Annotated in this window: 18 protein-coding genes and 4 pseudogenes; 5 read left to right on the top strand and 17 right to left on the bottom strand. The window is 40.2% G+C overall.

Going from position 1 to position 17,822, the window contains the following annotated elements:
• Positions 1-5: 5 nt before the first annotated feature.
• The 10 genes and pseudogenes from NQ556_RS02135 to NQ556_RS02090 all read right to left on the bottom strand — a co-directional run.
• Positions 6-773: a carboxymuconolactone decarboxylase family protein gene (locus NQ556_RS02135; protein WP_173692771.1), complete on the bottom strand. Its 768-nt coding sequence runs from the start codon at positions 771-773 to the stop codon at positions 6-8.
• Between the two features lie 28 nt (positions 774-801).
• Positions 802-1,272 (bottom strand): flavodoxin, encoded by a 471-nt coding sequence (locus tag NQ556_RS02130; protein ID WP_008370160.1) that lies wholly within the window; start codon positions 1,270-1,272, stop codon positions 802-804.
• Between the two features lie 125 nt (positions 1,273-1,397).
• Positions 1,398-1,652 (bottom strand): annotated as a pseudogene (locus tag NQ556_RS02125) (hypothetical protein); the annotation flags it as partial.
• Between the two features lie 386 nt (positions 1,653-2,038).
• Positions 2,039-2,341, bottom strand: a pseudogene (locus tag NQ556_RS02120) (ParA family protein); the annotation flags it as partial.
• A gap of 173 nt (positions 2,342-2,514) precedes the next feature.
• Positions 2,515-3,891, bottom strand: coding sequence for a sensor histidine kinase (locus tag NQ556_RS02115; RefSeq protein ID WP_008370151.1), 1,377 nt, complete (start codon positions 3,889-3,891; stop codon positions 2,515-2,517).
• Positions 3,879-4,541: a response regulator transcription factor gene (locus NQ556_RS02110; protein WP_008370149.1), complete on the bottom strand. Its 663-nt coding sequence runs from the start codon at positions 4,539-4,541 to the stop codon at positions 3,879-3,881. The genes NQ556_RS02115 and NQ556_RS02110 overlap by 13 nt, the downstream gene beginning before the upstream one ends.
• 14 nt (positions 4,542-4,555) lie before the next feature.
• Positions 4,556-5,296: a lantibiotic immunity ABC transporter MutG family permease subunit gene (locus tag NQ556_RS02105; RefSeq protein ID WP_118085452.1), complete on the bottom strand. Its 741-nt coding sequence runs from the start codon at positions 5,294-5,296 to the stop codon at positions 4,556-4,558.
• 1 nt (position 5,297) lies between these two features.
• Positions 5,298-6,029, bottom strand: a complete 732-nt coding sequence (locus NQ556_RS02100) for a lantibiotic immunity ABC transporter MutE/EpiE family permease subunit (protein ID WP_004853398.1) — start codon at positions 6,027-6,029, stop codon at positions 5,298-5,300.
• Positions 6,022-6,735, bottom strand: coding sequence for a lantibiotic protection ABC transporter ATP-binding protein (locus NQ556_RS02095; protein ID WP_005609481.1), 714 nt, complete (start codon positions 6,733-6,735; stop codon positions 6,022-6,024). The genes NQ556_RS02100 and NQ556_RS02095 overlap by 8 nt, the downstream gene beginning before the upstream one ends.
• 165 nt (positions 6,736-6,900) lie before the next feature.
• Positions 6,901-7,089, bottom strand: a pseudogene (locus NQ556_RS02090) (ParA family protein); the annotation flags it as partial.
• A 567-nt stretch (positions 7,090-7,656) separates the two neighbouring features.
• On the opposite strand from NQ556_RS02090, the pseudogene NQ556_RS16620 reads away from it, so the two are divergent.
• From NQ556_RS16620 to NQ556_RS02070, 5 genes and pseudogenes are all read left to right on the top strand, one after another.
• Positions 7,657-7,788: pseudogene (locus tag NQ556_RS16620) on the top strand (class I SAM-dependent methyltransferase); the annotation flags it as partial.
• Positions 7,789-7,851: 63 nt separating this feature from the next.
• Positions 7,852-8,037, top strand: coding sequence for a DUF6440 family protein (locus tag NQ556_RS02085; RefSeq protein WP_005342831.1), 186 nt, complete (start codon positions 7,852-7,854; stop codon positions 8,035-8,037).
• Positions 8,038-8,061: 24 nt separating this feature from the next.
• Positions 8,062-8,457: a DUF6483 family protein gene (locus NQ556_RS02080; protein WP_008370133.1), complete on the top strand. Its 396-nt coding sequence runs from the start codon at positions 8,062-8,064 to the stop codon at positions 8,455-8,457.
• A gap of 54 nt (positions 8,458-8,511) precedes the next feature.
• Entirely contained in the window at positions 8,512-8,826 is a 315-nt protein-coding gene (locus tag NQ556_RS02075) for a DUF3784 domain-containing protein (RefSeq protein WP_005342838.1), read from the top strand.
• Positions 8,827-8,975: 149 nt separating this feature from the next.
• Complete coding sequence (locus NQ556_RS02070; protein WP_008370126.1) at positions 8,976-9,485, top strand: helix-turn-helix domain-containing protein; 510 nt, start codon at positions 8,976-8,978, stop codon at positions 9,483-9,485.
• Positions 9,486-9,618: 133 nt separating this feature from the next.
• Here NQ556_RS02070 and NQ556_RS02065 read toward each other — a convergent pair whose 3' ends face one another.
• The 7 genes from NQ556_RS02065 to argF all read right to left on the bottom strand — a co-directional run bounded on the left by NQ556_RS02065 (position 9,619) and on the right by argF (position 17,788).
• Positions 9,619-10,455, bottom strand: coding sequence for a CPBP family intramembrane glutamic endopeptidase (locus NQ556_RS02065; RefSeq protein ID WP_117658084.1), 837 nt, complete (start codon positions 10,453-10,455; stop codon positions 9,619-9,621).
• Between the two features lie 337 nt (positions 10,456-10,792).
• The gene (gene lysS, locus NQ556_RS02060; RefSeq protein WP_044998751.1) at positions 10,793-12,736 is read right to left on the bottom strand and encodes a lysine--tRNA ligase; all 1,944 of its coding nucleotides are present in this window, start codon (positions 12,734-12,736) and stop codon (positions 10,793-10,795) included.
• A gap of 33 nt (positions 12,737-12,769) precedes the next feature.
• Complete coding sequence (gene greA, locus NQ556_RS02055; RefSeq protein ID WP_008370118.1) at positions 12,770-13,252, bottom strand: transcription elongation factor GreA; 483 nt, start codon at positions 13,250-13,252, stop codon at positions 12,770-12,772.
• Positions 13,253-13,438: 186 nt separating this feature from the next.
• Positions 13,439-14,407, bottom strand: a complete 969-nt coding sequence (gene dusB, locus NQ556_RS02050; RefSeq protein WP_008370113.1) for a tRNA dihydrouridine synthase DusB — start codon at positions 14,405-14,407, stop codon at positions 13,439-13,441.
• Complete coding sequence (locus NQ556_RS02045) at positions 14,404-14,742, bottom strand: DUF6145 family protein (RefSeq protein WP_008370111.1); 339 nt, start codon at positions 14,740-14,742, stop codon at positions 14,404-14,406. The genes dusB and NQ556_RS02045 overlap by 4 nt, the downstream gene beginning before the upstream one ends.
• 11 nt (positions 14,743-14,753) lie before the next feature.
• A complete protein-coding gene (locus NQ556_RS02040; RefSeq protein ID WP_008370109.1) occupies positions 14,754-15,734 on the bottom strand; it encodes a biotin--[acetyl-CoA-carboxylase] ligase in 981 nt (326 codons plus the stop codon).
• Between the two features lie 5 nt (positions 15,735-15,739).
• Positions 15,740-17,788: an ornithine carbamoyltransferase gene (gene argF, locus NQ556_RS16615; protein WP_008370107.1), complete on the bottom strand. Its 2,049-nt coding sequence runs from the start codon at positions 17,786-17,788 to the stop codon at positions 15,740-15,742.
• Positions 17,789-17,822: the final 34 nt, after the last annotated feature.

The following is a 17,822-nucleotide window of genomic DNA, read 5'->3' as shown; positions in this document are numbered from 1 at the left end:
TCTCCTTATCTTAATCCAGCGTACTCTTTCTCCGATACCGCCTCACACCACTCATTGGAACAATCCACTCCCGGCACCTCAATTGCCAGATGGGAAAACCATTCATCCGGAGCGGCCCCATGCCAGTGCTTTACATCTACCGGAATGTTAATACAGTCACCCGGTTTCATTTCTACCGCATCCCTGCCTTCTTCCTGATAAAACCCTCGGCCGGCTACACATACTAAGATCTGCCCGCCACCGCTTTTTGCATGATGAATATGCCAATTATTCCTGCATCCGGGTTCAAATGTCACGTTGAAAATGCCAACCTGAGAAGTGGAAATCGGTGCAAGAAAACTTCTGCCAGAAAAATACTGTGCAAAGCCATCATTTGGTGCACCAATTGGAAATACCATCGATTTCGCATGTGCTCTCATACCTTCATCTTCATATGGAAGATCTCCTTCCTTCGGCTGCCATACTTCCTTTGCCAGATTAAAAACTGCCCATGCTTTTGGCCATCCTGCATAAAATGCAACATGTGTGATTACTGCGGCAATCTCTTTTTGTGTTACACCATGATTTTTTGCATTTTGAAGATGATATTTTAAAGAAGAATCTGTAATTCCGGAAGCCATCAGAGCAACCACTGTAATGATACTTCTGGTTTTTACGTCGATGTCCTGGTTATTCCAGTTTTCGCCGAAAAGTACATCATCGTTAAAATGTGCAAATTCCGGTGCGAATTCACCAAGTGTATTTCTTCCTGCTGTCTGTACTATTTTTTCCATTTTCTGTATACCTCCATAGCACTGTTATTTATAAAGATTTTACCCACTCACTGATTTCCTGTTTTGTTCCACGGTTTAACAGGCTGCCTTCTGTGATAACCGCATCCGGTGCAGATGGCTGTAATTCCTTTACAGTATTACCGAATCCACTTCCACCGGATGTTGCAAAGAGCACAATCTTTTTGCCACTGAAATCATAGGCTTCCAAAAATGTATTGACAATTGTCGGAGCTACATACCACCAGATTGGGAATCCCAGAAGGATCTCGTCATAAGAACTCATATCCATCTTTTTCTTCATAATCTCCGGTCTGTATTTCTTATCACTCATTTCCACACTGCTGCGGGATTTTTTATTCATCCAGTCAAGATCAGCCTTTGTATATGAAACTTTTGGCTCAATCTCAAATAAATCCGCTTTTGCTTCCTCTGCAATCATTTCTGCTACTTTTTTTGTTGTCCCGCTTGCACTGAAAAATGCGACTAAATTTTTACTCATAATAAAAATCCCCTTTCTTTGCGAATTTTTCGTATAAAAATAGATGTATAAGATTTGAATTTCTCTTATACATCTATTTTATACCTGATGTTTTATTATGTCTAATGCTTATATTGAATTCCATTCTATGCCTGAAAAGCATTTATTTCTTCTATCATTTTACTGACCGCCAGAGAATATGGAATGTTTCGTCTCCAGGCAATCACAGTACTTGTTGTGATTTCAGGAGAAATTCTTCGCTGTACAAGAATATCCTCCCGCCAATACTTTGCAGCACCTTCGATGGATACCGGATAGCCCAGTCCATTTGCTGCCATAACTCCGGCATTCGTTCCAAGATTACTTGTAAAAGCAATCTGCAGTTTCGAAAAGTCTTTTCCAAGGCTGAGAACTGTTGCCATCACAAACGACACAGCTCTCTTGATTTTTAATTTTGCCATTCGTTTTTCCTCCTTAAACAAAACGAACGCACCGGTTATCCACAGTGCGTCCAACTTTTATTGCATTTTTATCCCTGTTGTTCTTCCAATACCTGCCGAAGAAGAAAGCTAAATTTTTATCGTACCAGAACCTCCTGTACTTTTCCAACTGTACGACTGGTTCTTATAGATAACCATAACTTTATGAGATAGTTATAAATATGGAGATAGAATATATATTTTCAGCAGGTAAACTGTAGGTTATAGGGGGTAGAGTGTGAGAAGGGGGGAACGATAAGCATTATCTGCTGTCACGGTCTGCCCTCTGCCTTAAATACTTGTTTTAATGCTCCAATGCTCTTGCCTTTTGAAGAAGCTTCTGCGGCTTTTACTCCGATTGGGATAGATGTCCGGTACATCTTAATATGATTCCCGAAGTTTTCCCTCAGAGCTTCCACCGTACTTTTAGCAAGATTAGTCCGACTGTCTACGAGAGTCAGAAGTATTCCATCAATCTTAATATCCGGATTGATATACTTCTTTACCCTTGAAATCGTCTGCACGAGCTGCGTCATTCCTTTTGCTGGCAGATATTGAGCCTGAACCGGAATAATCACACTGTCTGCCGCCGAAAGAGCATTGAGCGTTAGTTATGTAATAAAGAATAGTACGAGCATTTTTAATTTTATCAGCTATCATAATTCTGTATGCCTCCTTCTTCCATGAGATTACAGCAAACGTAGTAGTAATGTCTATCAAAAGGCTTTTACATATTAGATAAAAGCATGTAAAATTTCTTTTACATAGCTTAATTGCGGTCTATTTAGCTTGTTTCTTGACTACTCAGGAAAAATATTTCTACCCTCGCCCCACCTGTATTTTCAGAATTTGAAAGTTTAATACCTCCACCATATTTTTCAGCCACAGTTTTTGCAAAAAATAGTCCCATCCCATAATGGGCTTCGCCATTTCTACTTGTGTCATCCATAAAAAACTGCTCTGTGCCATGCAATAATGCTTCTTTTGTAAATCCTGATCCGCTATCCTCCACAATGAATGTCAGCCGGCCATCCTGCTCCTTTGCGTCAATATAAATGATTCCATTTTCTTTTGTATGCTCCACTGCATTCTGAATCACATTCATTACGGCCCGGAACATTGGATCATAAGCAATCGTTACCTTTTTATCACTTTGTTCCGCCTTCCAATCTATCTTCTGGTGATAGCTTTCTACCAGTCCGAGTGCCTGTTCTTTTATATCTGCGAAAAAATCTTCTAACCTCACCGTTGTATAGGTAACATCACTGCAATTCCATGATTTTGTGACATCTATCAACTGTTTTACATAACTTTGTATCTGTGTTGTGCCGTTCAAAACATAAGTGATATTTTTCTTCTGTTCTGTGGTCAGTTCAGTCTCTGAAAGTAGTTCTGCATTTCCCCGTACAATCGTAAGAGGTGTTTTAATATCATGCGCCAAAGCAGACATCTGCTGTTTCTTTTCCTGCTCTGTTTTCCACTGCTTTTCTAAAGATTCTCGCAATGCATCTCGCATATCATCGATTGCCGATAAACAGTCATCAAACTCTTTGATACCGGAACAGGATGTCTCATATTCCAGATTTTGATCCTTTATTTGTCTGATTGCGTCTAATACAGGCTGCATCTGCTTTTTGATTCTTTTTCCAAAACGTATGGACGGAATGATGATAATCGCTACCGCTCCAATCACTGACATAATACTCATCACATTCTGTGGTCCTATAAAATGCTCCCTCAAAAAAGCTGAATGATATTGAGGTGTCAGGCGATATTGCAATACAACATATTCATTTTCCCTTACAATTACTTTATAAAAATATTTCCCGGATGCGTTTCCGTACTTTGCAACATTCCATGCTATCTGTTCGTATTGTTCTGACAGATCTCCACCTATTTTCTCTCCATTCTCTGAAAAGATTACATAATCACAAAGTGCAGGAATCATCTCAGCAGTTACTTTATCCGCACGTAAAATCGTATCATATGCTTCATTAATCTTTTGCTCTGCATAATTCGCCGGATAGATACAGCCCACACTAATCAAAAGGTACAGCAGCAGCCAAGCAACAATCACCAAACCTACTAATGATCCAAGCATGACCAGTACATATCTCATAAAAATCCAGCTGAGTGCATTGCTTCTCTTTACTCTTCCCATTTATATCCAATCCCCCAGACTGTTTTTATCGGTGTATAATCATAATCCGCAAATTTTGCTCTTATATTTTTGATATGCGTGATAATGGTACTGTCATTACTCTCACTGTCAAAACCAAAGACCTCTTCTAAAATCTGTTCCTTCGAGAAAACCTGTCCTCTGTTTTTAGCCAGAAATTCACAGATTTCGTACTCCGCTTTCGTAAGAGGAAGTTCCTTATCATCAACCAATAGTTTCTTTTGAGATATTTGAATACAGACCCTCCCCAAAACCATCCGGACAGAATGTTCCCTGTGCTCTCTTCTAAGATGTGCATTGATCCTTGCCCGAAGTTCCATCACTCCAAATGGCTTTGAAATATAATCATCTGCTCCTAAAGAAAGTCCGTTTACCAGACTGTTTTCCTCCGTTTTTGCCGTAAGAAACAAAATCGGACAATCCACAAGTGCCCTGATTCTTTTGCATAATTCGAAGCCATCAATTCCAGGCATCATAATGTCCAGTAAAATCAGGTCATAACGATGTAATTCTTCCATATTAAGTTTCAGTGGATTACTTACTTTGGTAACCAGATGTCCATCCTTATTCAAAATGCTTTCTATCATTTCCAGAATTGCCGGTTCATCATCAACTGCCAGTATTTTTGCCATAGTTTCCCTCGATTCTATTCCGATATTCTATTTCCTTCCCAGTGGTTTACCCACCAAAAATAGTATACCATACTAATCCCTGTAAATATTAAGCAACCTGGTATGAATGACAACCATTCACCTACACTAGTTTCTCCCAATACAGATTGCAGATAAGTATATGGTACTCTACCCGTCCAGCAGACAAATACATATTTCCACACATAATCTCCAAGTCCGGTAAGCATCAATGCACTAATTAGTCCTGATATAATCCCTGCTCCAATGGATACCCCTTTTCCAAACTGAAAAGCCAGAATCAGCTGCCACAGATAAAGTGGAACACTGCTTCCCCACAGCAGCAATGCTGCAAATATACATCCTTTCATGATTTCGATATCGCTTGATGCGATTCTTCCAAATCCAATTCCGAATATGATTGCTGTCAATAGGATAGAGCACAGACACAAAACCAGTAGCATCAACAGTTTCGATAAAAATGCTACAGGTTTATCCGGTAAAGACAACAGATTTTGAAAATCACCTGCATTTTGTTCCTGTTCCATCACACTTGCTGTAAAAATTCCAATAAGTACCGGAAGTCCTGCTCCTATTGCCTGATAAAATGCAATCACTTTCATATTTTCATTCCATGGTGAAAAAAAGTAATATATTAAAAATATAACGCTGGTTATAATCGGAATCAGTAAGTGTGCCAGAATCACAGATGTTCCTTTCATCTTTCGCAAGTCTGCATTAAGAGATCTTCCAATCATCTTATTTCACCTCTCTTCTCTCAAACCATTTCAAAAACAGAACCGTTACAAAAACAAACCAGATGATTGAGAGACACATTCCCGGAACAATGACTCCCGTATCCAAAAGAGGATTCCCTGCTTCTGCGGCAAGTCCATTTGGTAAAACATGAAGCAACGGGCACATCATTCGCATAGGGATTGCAGAAACAAGTACATACCAGATTCTGGTTTGTGATATTACCACACCGCTGACGGTAATAAATAGGCAGACGAACAGGTTTACAATCATTCCAAATCGTTCACTTAAAAATAAAGCTACCGGAATCTCCCATAACTCAGAAACCGTCAGAAACAATACTGCAATCAACGCTCCTCCAACTGGAACATGTGTCGTTAGAAGAAAGCCTCCAAGCGTTGCTCCTGCAAACACAATCACATTAGAAAACAAAATCATGTACCCAATATAAATAATTTTCCCCAGCAACAATTTTCTTCTGTCTGTGGGAATAGTCATTAAATGATAGTATTTTATCTTTTTCTCCTGCGCCACAGAAAGATAACAAAATAGAGCAATCATCCCCGGCAGCAAAAGTGTATACCACCAGTTCCAAACACTTTCTGCATAAGCATTTGTCATCCCAAGAGTAAATATAAATGCCATGACAAATGTAAGAAGAGGAAATCCCCAGATAAACTTTTTTCGCATGGTTCTTTTGGCTTTTTGATGTTCTGCTTTTATAATATTAACCATGGATTTCACCTGCTTTCTGGTTTTTTCTTACCACATTCATAAACAAATCTTCAAGATTATCTCCCTGCTTTAATGCTCCTTCGTATCCTAAGATTCCACCTGAAATAATCCCGACTTTATCTGCAAGTAACTGTACCTCTGAGAGAATATGACTGGAGAGAATTACAGTGATTCCCTGTTCCGGAAAAGACCGGATCAGCTCTCGTAATTCCTCGATGCCTATTGGATCTAATCCATTCGTAGGTTCATCCAATATCAAAAGTTCCGGTTCTCCAAGCAATGCCATTGCAATGCCTAGTCTTTGCTTCATCCCCAAAGAAAACTGTCCTGCTTTCTTCTTTCCGGTGTTTGTAAGTGATACAATCTGCAAGACCTCATCAATTCTGTTTTCATCTGTACCAAGCAATAATTGTCTTACCTTCAAATTCTCTCTGGCGGAAAGATTTTCATAAATAGGCGGATTTTCAATTAACGCTCCTATTTTTGATAAATCTTTCCTATCCAAAAGTTTTCCATCAAAGTAAATCTTTCCTGCAGTTGGTTTCATCATACCGGTCAGCATTTTCAATGTGGTAGATTTACCAGCGCCATTCGGTCCAAGCAGTCCATAAATCTGTCCCTTTTCGATATTAAGTGAAACATTATTTACCGCTTTCTGTTTTCTAAAATATTTACATAGATTTTGTGTCTGTAACATCATTTCCATCTTTACTATCCTTCCTTCTACATTTCATTTCTTACTGAAATATAACCTAACAGAAAAAAATAAAGATTTGATGAAGATTTATTCCCGTATGGAATAAACCATCAATTAAATATCATTATCAGAACTCGGCTTTCCACTGAAATCAGCAAAGCTGTTACAAATACGAAGCGTGATACCCAGACTGTCCGTATCCTGCCACCCCAGACAAGTGGTTAAATCTCCCTGTGGGTCTGCATCAACAAGTAATACTTTCTTTCCCTGCATTGCAAGACCGATTCCGAGATTGACCGAAATGGTGGTCTTTCCTACTCCGCCTTTCTGATTGCAGATGGCAATCGTTTTGCAGTTTGACACTTCTTGCGTCCTCCTTTCCTGAATATTCATAGCCATTGTAGAATGACTATGTACCTGACCGTTTCATTTCCTAAACGGTCGTGGCAACATTTGTTCTCAACACCCCTTGCCGAGCGTATCGCTCATGGGAAGCTACTAAGGAACAGACTGCTGATCTGTATCATAGGATTCTAACCTCTGCCGGGTACTCCGCCAGCTCCTTAGAGAAGTATCATTATCTTTCTGACTGTCATCGCCATGTCAGGAGCAACCTGACACTCATACCGGGAGTTCTCGCTGTTCTGCATCCACAAAAGTTATGGCGTACCCGATAAGGTGGCTATCATCAGAATTAACGTCTTAGTGACCTGTATATTCAGTTTTAAATTTCAAAGGAAGGCGTTCCATTTTTGTTGATTGGAATTACTCCCTTCACTTATTTGGAATTGCTCAGGCTTTTGACACCCTATTTTTTATAAATTTTTTTAATTATTTTTTTGAGAGAGATTTTAGAACAATAGATAAGTAGAAAAAGCTTCAAATCCCGTGTATAATTAAGAAATAAAGATAGAAACAAATTAGAATTTAAAGTTGATTGATGGTATGAAGATTTACACATCTGATCAACTCATTGCTGCTTTGAAAGAAGCAGGTTTTACAGAGATAAAAACGTATTCAAATACAAAAAATCATTGGATAAGTATTGTTGCAACGAAATAGCCAATTTCTAGTTTGTATAACAGGAAAATTTAAATTTAACGCTTGAAAAAAGGAGAAATAAACATGGCAAAGAAAGAAGAACGATTTGAAGTTACATTTAGAGACGGAAGTCAGCTTAAGGATGAAGGAGTTCGCCAAATCCTTGTAGATAAGGAGACTGGGGTTAACTATCTTTGTTGGAAATCTGGATATGGAGCGGCTATTACACCTCTTCTGGATTCAGAAGGAAAAGTCATAGTTACAAAGTAAAATCGGTAGTTATGGAGGTGAAAAATGTATTTCACAGACGAAAAAGACTATATTATGCGAATGATAAAAGAAATGGTAAGAGTATTATTTTCTTTAATGTTTGGGAAAAAGTATGTTTCTGTTGAACTTGAAAAAGAAAATAAATATGAAGTATCAGGGAAAAATTTGAAAAATTTTCTTGATATGATTGATTCTGGGGAAATTAACGAAGCAGAGAATATACTTTTAGATAGCATTGATTATACAGACAGAAATGAGGTAATGGCAGCAGCTCTTTTCTACCAATACCTTAGTGAGAAGGATAGTGAGTTTTTGAAAAATAATAATTATACAAAAGAAGAAGTGATGTCTGGTTTTAAGCAATTACTTATGCAGTCAGGATATACTGATTTGCTATGTTTTGTCAAAGCTGAAGAGTAATGTAGAAAATTCAAAGAGATAAGAGTGATTGGCTGAAAGGAGAAATTGTATTATATGTTCTATATTGTTTTTGACTTTATGATGGCAGTGATTATGTTTTTGTTTGGAATGTGGTTTTATAAATCAGAAGGAAAAGCTACTAAATTCTTGTCGGGTTATAATATGAAATCAGCGGATGAACGAAAGAAATACGATGAGAATGCTATGTGTAAGGCATATGGAAAAAGAATGATGTTTATGTCAGTTCCTTTTATTATTGGAATAATCATAGATATCCAATATCAAGGAATAGGCTGTTGGATCGCATGGGGGATATGGCTTATTATGTTTGTTTTGTTGCTTATTGATAGACATAAAAGAGAACGTTAAATTCCCATTTATTGGGAAGTCGCAGAGAACGAAAAATCGAGATTTGTCTGTGAAAAGCCCGTGAATAAGCGGATGTTAATATGTATTGCTTGTGGCAACGGCTCTATTGAATATAGAATTGAGCTATCAAAAACAAGGAGGCAGAGATTATGCTAAATGAAAATATCAAAAGAATTAGAAAGTCAAAAGGGCTGTCGCAAGAAGAACTGGCAATTAAACTGAACGTAGTAAGACAGACAGTATCAAAATGGGAGAATGGTTTGTCAGTTCCAGATTCCAGTATGCTGATTATTTTGGCGAATGAACTGAATACTACTGTAAGTGAATTACTTGGAGAACCTGTAGCAGAACCGACTACCGATGATTTAAAGATTCTTTCTGAAAAATTAGAAGTTATTAATTTGCAGCTTGCAAAAAGAAGTATAACAAAGGTAAAAACGATTCGATGGATTCTTATTTCATTGTGTGCGGTTATAGTGGTAATATTTATCGCACTTGCATCTACGAATAGTTTTTATTTGAATTGGAATTACAATGATCCTGAGTTGGCAGTGGCAGGAACAATACTGCATGGGTTTGAATTCTTGTTTGTAAGACTCGCACCGATTGTTTTTTTGACTTCGGTGGTTGGAGTTGTGGTGACATATAAGAAAAGATAAATTCCAGTTGTGCGCCCAGCTAAGGGTGTGTAGTCAAGCCGGTGGAATTCCGGTTTGACTACACACCCTTAGCTGGGCGCACAACTGGAATTTGACAAGTACCTTATAGCTTCATATTTTCAAACCTATTATATCAATTTTTTCTTGATCTAATCATAAAAAATGCTATACCAGCAACTATTATGTATCCGAACAATGAAATAACAGATGATTCAATTCCAAATTCTCCACCTGTGATGGCGAAATCTTTTGAATTAAGTACATATGTCATTATAGAATATTTATCCATTTTTTCCCCAATAGCTAATCCTCCACCAATAATCACAACGTTCCAGATAGCATGAACTATTCCACTATTCCAAACTGAACCACTTTCTATTGCAATCATCGAAAACATAACGCCTACCATCGTTCCGGCGATAATTACTAATAAACAACTGCCTATTGAAAAATCCTGTCCAAGAACATGTACAATACCAAATAACATTGATGGAACAATTACAGCCACCTTAATATTCCATCTTTTCTTTAATGCATTAAGTATAACTCCTCTAAACACCATTTCTTCAACAAATCCAGCCGCTATTCCGGTAAATGCAACCCCTGCACTTAAAGTATTGAACATCTGATTTCCATTCATATTTGAGGATACATACTTACCGTTGAATATTAAAAGATAACTTCCTTTTATAACAAATGGTAATAATACAGCTATTAAAATCCATCTTATTTTAATAGCAAATTTAGGCATTCCGAAATCCGAAGTCGGCAATTTAATAATTTTGCTAATAAACATTTTCAGAATAAGATATGTCAATCCAGCATATATAATTCCAGCGATAATATTACAAATGCCAGTTGGAATTTTTATTATAACAAACATACTTGCAATGGATTGTGCAATAATCTGTGTGATTATTAAAATAAATATGGCAACAAATGATGTGCTAATTGCTTTTTTTGTACTCATTTTATTTCTCCTTTATAACTTTCGATTTGTATTTCTGTTTGTTTTAAAAATGGGCAATTCCGATTGGAATTGCCCACTCTTTTATCACTCCAAAATCCAACGGCTTTGCCGTGCTTCGCACTCCTTGATTTTGTCGTTGTCACATCAGGTGAAAACAAATACTCGCTTTGCTCGTGCTTGTTTTCCTGCTGATGTTCCAAATTATGCGATTTTTTCTTGCTTGCACCGATTTCTGCATCAATTGATGTAAGTTTGATGTAAATCGCTGTTTTTTTAGTTTTTTATCAAATGAAGTACGTCCCGTCTATTTGGTAAAACGGTACATCTTTACATCATCTTAATAGAGCTTTGCACCTGCTGGAATGTGGTCATCAACCATCAGAAGATGGAGCTTTTCTTCGCCTTCTTCTTCATGAATAGCACTGAGGAGCATACCGCAAGAGTCAATGCCCATCATCGCTCTCGGTGGAAGATTTGTGATAGCGATAAGAGTCTTTCCAACCAGTTCTTCCGGCTCATAAAAGCTATGAATACCGCTTAAAATGGTTCTGTCTGTGCCTGTTCCGTCATCAAGAGTAAACTGTAACAGTTTCTTTGACTTCGGTACTGCAACACACTCTTTAACCTTTACTGCACGGAAATCTGACTTGCTGAATGTATCAAAGTCTACCATTTCCTCAAACAAAGGCTCAATCTTTACTTTAGAAAAATCAATCTTTTCAGACTCAGTTTTTACATTTTTTTCAGGTGCTTCAGAAGCTGTATTATTTACATCATTTTTCTTATTTACACCATCTAAGGACTTCATTGTCGGGAACAGCAGCACATCTCTGATCGCCTCAGCCCCTGTCAACAGCATACACATACGGTCGATACCGAATCCGATACCACCTGTAGGCGGCATACCAATTTCCAGTGCGTTCATGAAGTCTTCATCTGTTGTGTTGGCTTCATCATCACCCTGTGCAAGCAGTTCTTCCTGTGCTTTGAAACGTTCTCTCTGATCGATCGGATCATTCAGCTCTGAGTATGCATTTGCCATTTCCCATCCGTTCATGAAGAACTCGAAACGTTCTACATAGTCCGGATTTTCCGGTTTCTTCTTTGTAAGTGGTGAAATCTCAACCGGATGATCCATAACGAATGTCGGCTGAAGAAGGTGTTCTTCTACATATTCTTCGAAGAACAGATTCAGAATATCACCTTTTTTATGTCTTTCTTCAAATTCAAGATTGTGTGCTTTCGCAAGTTCTCTTGCCTGTTCAAGAGTTTCTACTTCGTTCCAGTCAACACCTGCATATTTCTTAACAGCATCAACCATTGTGATACGCTCGAACGGCTTTCCGAGATCCATCTCGATTCCTTTATATACAATCTGAGTAGTTCCAAGAACTTCCTGTGCAACAAAACGGTACAGGTTCTCTGTCAGATCCATCATGCCATGATAGTCTGTGTATGCCTGGTAAAGTTCCATCAGAGTGAATTCCGGGTTATGTCTTGTATCAAGACCTTCGTTACGGAATACACGTCCAATCTCATATACTCTTTCCAGACCACCAACGATCAGTCTCTTCAGATAAAGTTCCAGAGAGATACGGAGCTTCAGGTCTTCGTTCAGGGCGTTGAAATGTGTCTCGAACGGTCTTGCAGCTGCTCCTCCGGCATTCTGTACAAGCATCGGAGTCTCTACTTCCATAAAGCCTTCATTTCCAAGATATTTACGGATTGCGGTAAGGATCTTGGAACGTTTAATAAAAGTATCCTTTACTTCCGGGTTCATGATCAGATCCACATATCTCTGACGATAACGGGTATCTGTATTTGTCAGTCCGTGGAACTTCTCCGGAAGGATCTGCAGACTCTTTGAGAGAAGCTTTACAGCAGATGCATGAATGGAAATCTCCCCTGTCTTTGTTTTGAATACTTCTCCTTCAAGACCTACGATATCACCGATATCCATCTTCTTGAATGCTTTATATTCTTCTTCTCCGATACTGTCTCTTGCTACATAAGACTGGATATTTCCCTGTAAATCCTGCACATTACAGAAAGATGCTTTTCCCATCACACGTTTGGACATCATACGTCCTGCGAGTACAACGTGTTTTCCTTCCAGTTCATCAAAGTTGTCTTTCACTTCCTGGCTGTGATGTGTTACGTCATATTTTGTGATCTCAAAAGGATTCTGTCCGTTTGCCTGCAGTTCTGCAAGTTTCTCACGGCGCACCTTTCTTAAATGATTCAAATCCTGTTCCTGTCCATTGTTCTGCTGTGTTGCCACTTTTTTCACTCCTTCTCTCTGCTGTATACCATCTTATACTGAACGATTGATCTTCAGTACTTCGTACTCAATAACTCCTGCCTGTGTCTCAACTGCTACTACGTCTCCGACTTTCTTACCGATCAGGGCTTTTCCTACCGGAGATTCATTGGAAATCTTACCTTCCAGGCTGTTTGCTTCTGTAGAACCTACCAGCTGAAATACGATTTCCTCTTCAAATTCTTTATCATATACATCTACTGTACATCCGATGTTGATGGTATCAAGATCTACATCATCTTCTACTACAACTTCTGCATTCTTGAGGATTTTCTCAAGTTCTTCGATACGTGCCTCGATATCACGCTGCTCGTCCTTTGCTGCATCGTACTCAGCGTTCTCTGAAAGGTCTCCCTGTTCTCTGGCTTCTTTGATCTTTCCTGCTACTTCTTTTCTTTTCACAACTTTTAAATTTTCAAGCTCATCTTCCAGTTTCTTAAGTCCTGTATAGGTGAGTAATGTTTTCTTTGCTTCCATTATAATTCTCCTTACTTACCGACAAATCATTTTCTATTCAAGCCGCAGATACTGATTTTATCCGCATTTAAAGCTACTTTCACAATTTCATTATTATACATATTTCCGGCGACTGTGTCAACAATTCTTTGCTGGTTTAATATATGCAAAAACGCATTCTCTCATGCGAAAGAACACGTTTTATGTCTATCCGATTTTTTCCATTAAAAGGTTCTCCAGTTCTTCATAACTTTCCACCTGATTGATCTCATCTCTGAGCTTCGCAGAACCCTGCATTCCCTTGGTATACCATGCCACATGCTTGCGCATTTCACGGATTCCGATATAATCTCCCTTGAACTCGATCTGCAGTCTTGCATGACGCAGCATTGTTTCCCGGATCTGGTCTGTGCCCGGTCTTTCCGGAATGGATCCGGTCTCTTCATATGCCAGTAATTCCCTGAAGATCCATGGATTTCCCTGGCAGCCTCTTCCGATCATCACACCATCACAGCCGGTCTGCTCAAACATATCCAGTGCCTTCTGTCCGCTTGTCACATCCCCATTTCCGATTACAGGAATCTTCACTGCTTCTTTCACCTTACGGATAATCTCCCAGTCTGCATTTCCGGAGTAATACTGTTCTCTGGTCCTTCCATGTACTGCGATTGCCGCTGCACCTGCTTCTTCTGCAACCTTCGCAATCTCCGGTGCATTGATACAGGTATCATCAAATCCTTTGCGGATCTTTATCGTCACCGGTTTCTTGATCGCTCTTGCTGTCTTATATACAATATCATAGATTCGCTTCGGATCCTTCATCAACGCCGAACCTTCTCCATTGCGCACGACCTTTGGAACCGGACAGCCCATATTGATATCCAGGATCTGAAATGGAAGTTCTTCGATCCGCTTTGCCTGCTCGGAAATGATGTCCGGATCTTCCCCGAAAAGCTGAAGTGATACCGGGTATTCTCTTGGATCGATCGCAAGCAGCGCCTTGGTATTCTTATTCTTATACCGGAGCGCCTTTGCACTGATCATTTCCATGCACAGAAGCCCTGCTCCCTGTTCCTTGCATAACAGACGAAATGGCAGGTCTGTTACCCCTGCCATCGGTGCCAGCACATAACGGTTCGGAAGCTCTACATTTCCTATCGTCAGTGTCTTTATCATTCAATCTCTTCCCCCAGAAAAAATACTTTGTAATAAAGCTGAAGCTGTGTCAGAAGCTCCTGCTTCTTCTCGTCTGTCTGAATCTCCTTGATCTTCAGACGGCTTCCGATCTCGTCAAACATCGGATCTCCCTCTGCAGAAGTCACTTCAAATTCCAGCTCCCCATTCTCCTCAAATACAAGTGTAAGGATTCCCCCGACATCATGTACATACAGCACACACATGATCTTCAATTCATCTTTGATGTGCTGTGGCAGATTATCAAAATCCGGATTCATATAAAATTTTTCTTCGTAAGAGTTGGCTCCGCATAATACGATCTTATCCTGATACATAAATTCTCCTTCTATACATACCCATAAATTCCACGTACCGAAACTTCTCCGGCAAAGACAGACTTTCTGCTGCCGTCTTCACATTCTACCTGCAATTCCCCGGTCTTGTCAATCCCCAGTGCCAGTGCATCATATTCATGTTCCGGTTCCAGTACACGCACCCGACGCCCACAGTTTACCAGCAGACGGTTATAATCTTCCATGATCGGCTCCAGACTTCCCGCCTCGCAGACCGCTTCGTAGGCTTTTTCGAAATGCTCCATGATCGCAGCGATCAGCTCAAACCTGCGAAATTCTTTGCCCGCTTCGATCCGCAGCGAAGTCGCTGTCTTTGCGATATCTTCCGGAAAGGATTCCATATTGACATTGATTCCGATTCCGATCACTACATGATTGATGTAATCGATCTCTGCGCTCATCTCCGTCAGTATCCCACTGATCTTCTTTCCACTCACGACCAGATCATTCGGCCATTTGATTCCTATATCCAACTCAGTCTTTTCACGCAAAGCTTTCGTTGCCGCATATGCCATGACAAGTGTCAACATCGGTGCATCTGACGGATTCATCACAGGTCTTAACAGAATCGACATGGAAATACTGCTGCCCGCTGGTGATTGCCAGCATCTGCCGCGTCTTCCTTTTCCCGCCGTCTGCGTCTCCGCAACAAAAAGAGTTCCATCTGCACCTCCGGCCTCGCCAAGTGCTTTGGCCCGGTTATTAGTCGAATCGATCTCGTCATAATACTCCAGATTTTTCGCCATCCATTTTGTCTCCAGACAGCTTTTTATCGCATCCGCGGTAATCCGATCCGGAATATCCACAATGCGATAACCTTTGTTTCTCACGGCTTCAATCTCATAGCCTTCTTCTTTTAACTGATTGATTGCTTTCCACACAGCAGTCCTGGACACCTGAAAGTGGTCACAGAGCTGCTGCCCCGACAGATACCCATCGCTCTGCCGGAGCATCTTTAATATCTCCGCTTTCATGCTTATTATTCGTTCTCTCCTAAAGTTGCAACCATAACTGCCTTGATTGTATGCAGACGGTTCTCAGCTTCATCAAATACTCTTGACTGTGGTCCTTCAAATACTTCTTCGGTAACTTCTTTTTCTTTGATCGCCGGCAGGCAGTGTGAGAAGATTGTAGTATCTTTTCCTGTACGTTCCATCAGAGCTGCATTTACCTGATATGGCTTTCCGAGACGCTCTCTTTCCTGCTCTTTCTTTTCTTCACCCATGGAAATCCATACGTCTGTGTAAATGACATCTGCTCCCTTTACACCATCAAGGTCATCGGTGATCTCGATAGTTGCTCCGGATTCTTTTGCATATTCGTCACATCTCTTCCACAGAGATTCCGAAGTCCAGAGTGGCTTCGGTGCAACGATTGTTACATCTACTCCGATTTTGGCGCATCCTACCAGAAGGCTGTTCGCAACGTTGTTGCGTCCATCTCCAAGGTATGCAACCTTCAGACCTTTCAGGTGTCCGAATTCTTCTTTCATGGTAAGGAGCATAGCCAGACATTGTGTCGGATGTGTAGTATCTGTCAGACCATTCCATACCGGAATTCCACTGTACTCTGCAAGTACATCTGCGTATCTCTGTTCAAATCCACGGAATTCGATTCCATCGAACATTCTTCCAAGTACACGTGCTGTATCTTCGATACTCTCTTTATCGCCTAACTGGATCTCATTACCTGCAAGGTATGTCGGGATTCCACCTTCATCCTGTGCTCCCACGGTAAATGCACATCTGGTTCTTGTAGATGGCTTTTCAAAAATAAGGGCAATGTTCTTTCCTTCCAGGCTGTGTCCTTTAATTCCTGCTTTCTTCTTTGCCTTTAATTCACCTGCCAGGTCAACGAGATATTCAATCTCTGCCGGTGTATAATCTTCCAGTTTCAAAAAACTTCTTCCTTTTAAATTCATCTTGTAGTCCTTTCTCAGCTTTGCAATCGCATGGACGAATTTCGGCAGTTTTTCTTTTCCCTCATCTGTACGAGTCTCGTACTTTCTGCTCGTCTCATTCCACAGTTCATCTGCTGTATAAATATTATATTTTGGAATTCTCATGAGCTTCGCACTTGCCTCCAGCATTCCATAGAACAACTCTCTGTCTGAACAGCCGATCGGCAACTTGAGTTTGAAACGATATTCCGTCTTTTCAAGTTCGCTCAAAAGCTTCATTATTTCTACATAATAACACTCTTCTCGTGTTTCTTCAATATAGTAAATCGATCCAGTGAGCCCGTAAAGCGCTCTTTTTGCATCATAATAGCCAATTTTCAAATTCTGTCTGCTCCGCTTTGCCGAAAATTCGAGAATACTGCCAAGTCCTACTCTCGGTTCGATCTCCAGCAGAGAGCCATCTTCCGGAATCGTCGTCTTCGGCACTCTTCCCGGACCAAAGATCCTTACCTGGATCAGATCCTTATATCCCCTTTTTAGAAGAGACGCGGTCGGCACATTATTGACCGCACCACCATCAATATATGTCTTGCCGTGCAGCGGTTCATTTTTAAATCCAAGCAGATATGCGCTGGCAAGAAGAAAATCCTCCAGAAGACCTTCCGGTATATCTTCAATACTCAGATCCAGTTCCTTCATATCCGATACAGAAAATGTCAAAAGGCAGAATTCTTTTCCGCATTTCCTGATCTTTTCTTCGTCTACAACCTCATGGATCAATTCCTTAAGCGGTGTAATATCAATTCCACCATCTGCAAGCTTCTTCCAGAGACCTTTCAAAATCTCTCTTATGGATGCCTCTCCATCAAAGAACTGTTCCATCAACTCATCATCCACATCCATAACACGGGAAAATACCATCTCTTTCCAGATATGTCCTGCTTTCTCCAGATCTCCCATACAAACAAGGGCGCCATTCAGAGCGCCCACAGAAGTACCCGCTACTGCACTGATCTTCACACCAGCTTCCGAAAGAGCCCGCCACGCACCGATCTGATACGCACCTCTGGCTCCTCCTCCATCGAATACCAATCCATATTCTTTATTTAAATCGATTATCGGTTTCATCAAATCACACTCTCCTTTGCGCTTGATTTCCCCT

Origin of the sequence: Coprococcus comes ATCC 27758 (assembly GCF_025149785.1) — a bacterium.
GTDB lineage: Bacteria > Bacillota > Clostridia > Lachnospirales > Lachnospiraceae > Allocoprococcus > Allocoprococcus comes.
Note: the sequence above shows the minus strand (reverse complement) of the source record. Positions and strands in the feature narration are given on the sequence as shown.